General features: G+C 71.0%; 4 protein-coding genes and 1 pseudogene. 3 read left to right on the top strand and 2 right to left on the bottom strand.

All coding sequences use genetic code 11. From position 1 onward, the window contains the following. Both ABZ434_RS33770 and ABZ434_RS33765 read left to right on the top strand, forming a co-directional pair. Nucleotides 1–153, top strand: a pseudogene (locus tag ABZ434_RS33770) (ABC transporter); the annotation flags it as partial. Beyond that, nucleotides 150–935: an ABC transporter permease gene (locus ABZ434_RS33765; protein WP_359145138.1), complete on the top strand. Its 786-nt coding sequence runs from the start codon at nucleotides 150–152 to the stop codon at nucleotides 933–935. The pseudogene ABZ434_RS33770 and the gene ABZ434_RS33765, both read left to right, overlap by 4 nt. Here ABZ434_RS33765 and ABZ434_RS33760 read toward each other — a convergent pair. Beyond that, nucleotides 916–4035, bottom strand: a complete 3120-nt coding sequence (locus ABZ434_RS33760; RefSeq protein WP_359145135.1) for a BTAD domain-containing putative transcriptional regulator — start codon at nucleotides 4033–4035, stop codon at nucleotides 916–918. The genes ABZ434_RS33765 and ABZ434_RS33760 overlap by 20 nt on opposite strands. 352 nt (nucleotides 4036–4387) lie before the next feature. On the opposite strand from ABZ434_RS33760, the gene ABZ434_RS33755 reads away from it, so the two are divergent. Further along, nucleotides 4388–5917, top strand: a complete 1530-nt coding sequence (locus ABZ434_RS33755) for a UDP-N-acetylglucosamine 1-carboxyvinyltransferase (RefSeq protein ID WP_359145132.1) — start codon at nucleotides 4388–4390, stop codon at nucleotides 5915–5917. Nucleotides 5918–6398: 481 nt separating this feature from the next. On the opposite strand, the gene ABZ434_RS33750 is transcribed toward ABZ434_RS33755, so the two are convergent. Beyond that, nucleotides 6399–7196 (bottom strand): calcium-binding protein, encoded by a 798-nt coding sequence (locus tag ABZ434_RS33750; RefSeq protein WP_359145129.1) that lies wholly within the window; start codon nucleotides 7194–7196, stop codon nucleotides 6399–6401. Nucleotides 7197–7425 lie beyond the last annotated feature (229 nt).

Below are 7425 nucleotides of genomic sequence, written 5' to 3'. Positions count from 1 at the left end.
GAACTGCGCTCCATCCTCGACTGGCTCGACTCCGCCGGCATCGAGGCGGACGAACTCACCGTCCACACCCCCGACCTCGACGACGTGTTCTTCGCCCTCACCGGCTCCACCGTGCCGAGCCAGACCGACCAGTCCAAGGAGACAGTCCGATGAGCACCCTCTCCCACACCGTCCGCGACTCGTCCACGATGCTGCGCCGGAACCTCCTGCACGCCCGGCGCTACCCGTCCATGACCCTGAACCTGCTGCTCACCCCGATCATGATGCTGCTCCTCTTCGTCTACATCTTCGGCGACGTCATGAGCGCGGGTATCGGAGGAGCGGACCGCTCGGACTACATCGCCTACATCGTGCCGGGCATCTTGATGATGACCATCGGAAGCACCGTGATCGGAGCTGCGGTCTCCGTCTCCACCGACATGTCCGAGGGCCTCATCGCCCGCTTCCGCACGATGGCGGTCTACCGCGGCTCGGTGATCGTCGGGCACGTCGTCGGCAGTGTGCTGCAGGTACTCGCCAGCCTGCTCCTCGTCGGGGCGGTCGCCGTGGCCATCGGCTTCCGCTCCACCGACGCCACGGCCCTGGAGTGGCTCGCGGCGGTCGGGCTGCTCGCGCTGTTCGCCACGGCGCTCACCTGGATCGCCGTCGGGATGGGCATGGCCAGCCCGAACGCCGAGGCGGCCGGCAACATGGCCATGCCGCTGATCCTGCTCCCGCTCATCTCCAGCGCCTTCATCCCGGCCGACACGATGCCGGGCTGGTTCCGGCCGATCGCCGAGTACCAGCCCTTCACGCCGGCGATCGAAACCCTGCGCGGCCTGCTGCTCGGCACCGAGATCGGCAACAACTGGTGGATCGCGATCGCCTGGTGCATCGGCCTGTCCGCCCTCGGCTACCGCTGGTCGATGGCCCAGTTCAACCGAGACCCGAAGTAAGCGCACGGGCTGCGTCCCACAGCTCGTCACGCTCCAGGGCGGCATACTCCGACACTGCGTCGGCGTACGCCGCCCGGTCGGCGTTCCCGGCCGCCTGCCGGGCCCGGTCCGCCGACATCGTCGGCTGGAAGTCGCGCATCACCCCGAGCCGTTCGGCCAGTGCGAGCATCCGCACCGCCGTGGCAGCGTCGTCGTCCGGGGCGAGCCCCGCCAGGCCCAGGGCATGCAGAACCGTCCCGATCGCCGGGAGCTGCCAGGGCGCGCCGGGCGGACCGGAGAGCAGGGTTCCCAGCCCCGTGCGCAGCCGGTCGAGGGGCTCCGCGACCAGTCCGAGACGGCCGGCGTGCGCATGCGCCGTCGCCGCCGCCGACTGGAAGTGCAGCGCCGACGGGTCGAGCCGGAGGTCGTCGCCCTGCGCCGAGCCGGCCCGGAACATCGACTCCACCGCACCACGCCACAGGCCGAGGCCGACCTCCGTCAGCCCACGGGCGAGAGCGATCTCGGCCCGCCCTGCGAGGTCGGGCCGGTAGAAGGAATCCTGCTGCGGGGCGTTGTCGCGCTCCGCCTGCCGCAGCCAGTACTCGGCCTCCTCGGGATTGCCGCGGTGCAGACAGGCGAGGACCAGGCTCGTGCGGATGAAGAGGTAGTCGTGCCCGTCGCCGAGCCGCGGCACCACCTCCAGAGTCGCCCTGAGGTGCTCGTACGCCTCTTCGCCCCGCCCCGTCCGCAAGCACAGCTCGCTGATCCGGGAGTGCCCCATGAGCTGCATGGAGGGACTCTCGACCGGGGCCAGTTCGGTGAGTATCCGGCGGGCCGAGACGAGCGCGCGGCCGATGTCGTGCTCGTACTCCCATACATAGGTGGCGATGGACTCGGCGACGCCGGCGACCAGCGGCTGCTCGCTGTCGCAGAGCCTCCGCAACGCGTCGTGGTCGGGAGGCAGCATCTCGGGGATCGCGCTCAGCACGGTCGCGATGGCCCGCAGGAGTGTGTCCGGCGGGGCCGTGGGCACCCGCCGGAGGGTGACGAGCTGCCGTACGGCGACCGGCCCGTAGGCCATGAACAGACCCGCCGTACACATCACAGCGGCGGCGCGGGCGACTTCGACGTACGCGGGTTCGGGGTGGTAGTGCGAAAGGGGTGGCCCGGTGTCCGCGGCGAGAGCGGCGAGGCGGGGGAAGCCGGAGTCGGTGGACCACAGAGCGGCGAGGACGGCGGTGAGGGCGGCGAGGGCGGGGGCGTCCCCGCGGGCCAGGGCGTGCCGCAGGGCAAGGACGAGGTTGTCCTGCTCGGGCCGGATCCGCTCCCAGGAGGCACGTGGTTCGGGGCTGAAGAACCAGTCGTGGTGCGTGACCCCGAAGTCCCGTGCCCAGGTGAGGAACTGATCGATGGCTCTCTCGTCCTCACCCGCCTCCGTACGCCGGGCCGCGCTGAACTCCCGTACGGTCTCCAGCATCCGGAACCGCACGCCGGCCGGGGTGTCGGCAACGGTGAGCAGCGACTGATCGGTCAGCTGCTCCAGCAGGAACAGCGCATCGTCGCCGAGGAGGTGTTCCGCCGCTTCACCGGAGAAGCCGCCGGGGAAGACGGACAGCGTACGCAGCGCTGCCCGGGCGTCCTCCGCGAGCAGGTTCCAGCTCCAGTCGACCACCGCGTGCAGGGTGCGGTGGCGCTCGGGGGCGTCCCGGGCTCCGCCGCGCAGGAGCGCGAACCTGTCCTCGAGGCGGCGGGCGATCTCCGGCACCGACATCACCCGCACGCGCGCCGCCGCCAGTTCCACGGCGAGCGGCAGTCCTTCGAGGTTGCGGCACAGTTCGGTCACCGCGTCCGGCAGCAGCTCCACGCCGGGCCTGGCCGCCCTGGCGCGCTGGGTGAACAGCTCGACCGAGGTGCCGGTGCCGAGCTCCGGCAGTGCGTAGACCGCCTCCGAGGTGAGGCCCAGCGGGGCCCGGCTGGTGGCGAGCACCCGCAGGCCCTTCGAGGACGAGACCAGGGCCCCTACGAGATCGGCGGCACCCCGGATCACCTGCTCGCAGTTGTCGAGGACGAGGAGCGCGGGCCCGGAGCCGAGCACTCCGAGGATGCCGGCCACCGGATCGGCGGCGGCCTGCCCGCTCATGGCGCCCGCACCGAGCGCGGAGGCCACTTCCGCGGCCACATCCGCGTCGGCGGTGACGCCGGCGAGCGGCACGAAGTACACCACGCGCTGTTCGGCCCCGCGGCTGACCGCGTGCGAGAGCCGGGTCTTGCCGAGACCACCGGGGCCGGCCACGGTGACGGTTCGGGAGGTGCGCAGCAGGCGCTGCACCGCCGCGATGTCCTCGTCCCGGCCAAGGAGCGGATTCGGCTCGTGCGGTACGCCGTACCTGACCGCCGGCGCCTCGCCGCGCAGCAACTCGTGCTGTACGGCCTTGAGCCCCGCGCCCGGATCCGTGCCGAGTTCGTCGCGGAGCTCACCGCGGTAGGCCTCGTACCGCGAGAGCGCGGCCGACGGGCCGGCCGTCGCCGCCTCACCACGCAGCAGCTCGGCGAGTACCTCCTCGTCGCGCGGACGCTCCGAGGCCGCCGCGGCCAGCGGTCCGGCAGCCTCTGCATGCCTTCCGAGACGCGCGAGCGCGAGGGCCTGTGCGCGTACGAGGGCGCCGCGGACGGGGGCGCGCTCGGCACGGAGCGCCGCCACGGGGTCGTGGGTGGCGCCGGCCGGTTCCGGCGTGCCCTCCCACAGCGCGAGCCCGGCCTCGGCCGCGGCGAGCGATCCCGCGTGGTCCCCGGCCCTGGCCCGTTCCGCGCTCGCGGCGGCGTGCAGCAGCAGCGCGGAGGCGTCGACCCGGTCCTCTGCCAGGGCGAGCCGGTATCCGGTCGGCGTGCTGGCGATGACGTCGGCGCCCAGCAGCGACCGCGCCCTGGACACGAGGACCTGCACCGCCTTCCCCGGCCGCTCCGGCAGCTCCTCCGGCCACAGCCCTTCCACGAGCCGCCCGCTGCTGCAGCCCGTGCGCAGGTCGCCCGCGAGCAGCGCGAGGAGACCGCGGAGCCTGGGCGCGGTGAGTTCCTGTCCCCTGTAGGCGACACGTGGCAGCAGGGTCAGGTCGGTGGTCACCCGTGCACATTAGCCAAGGCCCGGCCGTCCGAACTCCCCGCGTGCCGAACTCCGTTCGGGCAGCGCCGAGGAGACGGGAAGCGTCGCGACGAGACCCTCCCTCCGCTTCCCGTCGGATGTCACCGCCCGCCGTTTGCCGCTCTCACGATCACCGCTGACTGCCGGATGCCTCCTGGCTCCGGATGCCGATGGACGCACTCCACGTGCCGAACTGATGGGGCGGGCGGACCCTGGAGCTGGACAGCGCGTCCGTGCCGGTCCGCGCCCTCTTCCCTCAGCTCCGACCCCGGTCGTCACTCGAACACCACACCCCCACAACAGTCCCATCTCATATCTGAGATAGCCTTTCGGCATGTCAGATGATTACCTCGCACGCATCGGCAAGCTCATCCGTGACGCCCGTCAGCACCGGGGCTGGACACAGAGCCAACTCGCCGAGGCGCTCGCCACCAGCCAGAGCGCCGTGAACCGCATCGAGCGCGGCAATCAAAACATCAGCCTTGAGATGATTGCCCGCATCGGTGAAGCACTCGACAGCGAAATCGTGTCGCTCGGCTACGCCGGCCCCATGCACCTGCGGGTGGTCGGCGGACGTCGGCTCTCCGGGTCCATCGACGTCAAGACCAGCAAGAACGCGTGCGTGGCGCTGCTGTGCGCCTCGCTGCTCAACAAGGGCCGCACAGTGCTCCGCCGGGTCGCCAGGATCGAGGAGGTCTACCGCCTCCTGGAGGTGCTGAACTCCATCGGCGTGCGGGCCCGGTGGATCAACGACGGCACCGACCTGGAGATCGTCCCGCCGGCCCGCCTCGACATGGACGCCATCGACGCGGACGCGGCCCGCCGGACCCGGTCGATCATCATGTTCCTCGGGCCGCTGCTGCACCGGATGGACCAGTTCAAGCTGCCGTACGCGGGCGGCTGCGACCTCGGCACCCGGACCATCGAGCCGCACATGATCGCGCTGCGCCGCTTCGGCCTGGAGATCGCCGCGACCGAGGGCATCTACCACGCACAGGTCGACCACTCCATCACCCCCGGCCGCCCCATCGTGCTGACCGAGCGCGGCGACACCGTGACCGAGAACGCGCTGCTGGCCGCCGCCCGGCACGACGGCACCACCGTCATCCGCAACGCGTCCTCCAACTACATGGTCCAGGACCTCTGCTTCTTCCTGGAGGCGCTGGGCGTACGGGTGGACGGCGTCGGCACGACGACGCTGACCGTCCACGGTGTGCCGAACATCGACGTGGACGTCGACTACTCCCCCTCCGAGGACCCGGTCGAGGCGATGAGCCTGCTCGCCGCCGCCGTCGTGACGGAGTCGGAGCTGACGATCCGCCGGGTGCCGATCGAGTTCCTGGAGATCGAGCTCGCGGTCCTGGAGGAGATGGGCGTCGACTGCGCCCGCACGGCGGAGTACGCCGCCGACAACGGGCGCACCCGCCTGGTCGACCTGACGGTCCGGCCCTCCAAGCTGGAGGCGCCCATCGACAAGATCCACCCGATGCCGTTCCCGGGCCTCAACATCGACAACGTGCCGTTCTTCGCGGCCATCGCCGCCTCGGCCCACGGCCAGACCCTGATCCACGACTGGGTCTACGACAACCGCGCGATCTACCTCACCGACCTCAACCGCCTCGGCGGCCGCCTCCAGCTCCTGGACCCGCACCGGGTGCTGGTCGAGGGCCCGACGCGCTGGCGGGCGGCGGAGATGATGTGCCCGCCGGCACTGCGGCCCGCCGTGGTGGTGCTGCTCGCGATGATGGCGGCCGAGGGAACCTCGGTACTGCGCAACGTGTATGTGATCAACCGTGGTTACGAGGAGCTGGCGGAGCGGCTGAACTCGGTGGGGGCGCAGATCGAGATCTTCCGGGACATCTGACGGGCGGGGTGTCGTGTCCCTTGGGCCCAAGGGACACGCCCTCGCAGTATGCCGCCTGACCTGCGAAGGCTTACCTTCACGTGCGGTGGTCCAGTGCAAGCCGCGGGCCGCACAAAGCTGGTAACTGGTCGGTGCGGGCTGGTGGACCGGCGTCAGGGCTCATCGAGCGGGCGGGTGGGCCGGACCGTCCCCCCGGTGACTTCCTTGATCTGACCGCGCAAATCTGCGGTTTCACCTTCCAGTTCCTCGTTCCTCGGAGTCAGAACCTGGATGTGGGTCGCGTGGGTGGCGACCGCCTGCCTGAGTTCGCTCCACCGGGAGGCGGCCCTCCCACTCGACGCCCACTGAACGCTTTCCGTAGGTCGGCCGGGTACGGATGCCGATCCGAGTCCCAACGCCCCCTCCCCTTCACCGGCCACGCCATCGCCGATCGGGTGGATCCGGTCACGAGTGGGAACGAAGTTTCGTGCAAAGGCGGCGATTACGGCAGGATGATGTCGCGGCCGCCTCCGCCGTCGAGGGTGTCCTTCCCGGTGCCGCCACAGACGAAGTCGTCGCCGCCTTCCCCGTGCACCATGTCGTCGCCGGAGCCGCCGAGCAGGATGTCGCGGCCGTCCCCGCCCATGACGTGGTCGTCGCCGGGACCGGCGTACACGGTGTCGTCACCGCCGTAGCCCTCGATCATGTCGTCGCCCCGGCCACCCCACATCCGCTGGTTCTCGCTGTCGCCCATCAGGTGATCCATGCCGTCGCCACCGTGCAGGGTCGCGGGCCCCATGACCATGTCGTCTCCCGCGTCGCCCAGCACCGTGCGGGCGGTGTGGGCGTGCAGTTCGTCGTCGCCCGCGCCGCCGCTCACCGTGTTCATTCCGGGCGTGAAGGCGGCGATCGTGTCGTCGCCGTCACCCAGAAAAACATCGATCCTGTCGGGCCGTGCGCTGTCGGCGGGCAGTTCGCAGACGACGGCGGTGGTGTCCTCGGCGCTGGAGTACGCACAGTGCTCACCCGGTTCCAGCGGGACCACGTCCCGGAAGCCGATCCGGCGGATCCCGTCGCTGGTGTACATCGGGTAGATGCTGAGGTCGTTGGTCTGCCCCGCAGCGGCGGTGAAGAGGATCGACTGGGTCTCCCAGTCGCCACCGACGCGCGCCTTCGCCTCGGTGGCGAAGGCGGAGGCGGGGGCTGCGGCAGAGGCGGTGACGGCTGCAGGGCCGCCCGCGAGGCCGACGGATAACAGAGTCACGGCAAGGGCGTTGACGGCGGCTCGGTTCCGGTTCATGAGACCTCGTCCCGGGAGGAGTGACGGTGGACCGATCTGCCCGGGGCCGCTCGGGCCTCTTCGGCGTGGTGCCGCCGGAGACAGAGTGGACCGGGGAGTGAAGGCAGTCTCCCCTGTCGGTCCGGATCCGCAAGAGGGCAAACCCGCGGGGTGTCACGGCAAGCCGGTCTCGCTCCCGACACGATGTGAGGACGGCCTTCCGGATCACGGCCCATCCCCCGCCGACCCG

Source organism: Streptomyces sp. NPDC005761, from assembly GCF_040630635.1.
Classification (GTDB): Bacteria; Actinomycetota; Actinomycetes; order Streptomycetales; family Streptomycetaceae; genus Streptomyces.
This window is presented reverse-complemented; position numbering and strand designations above follow the sequence as displayed.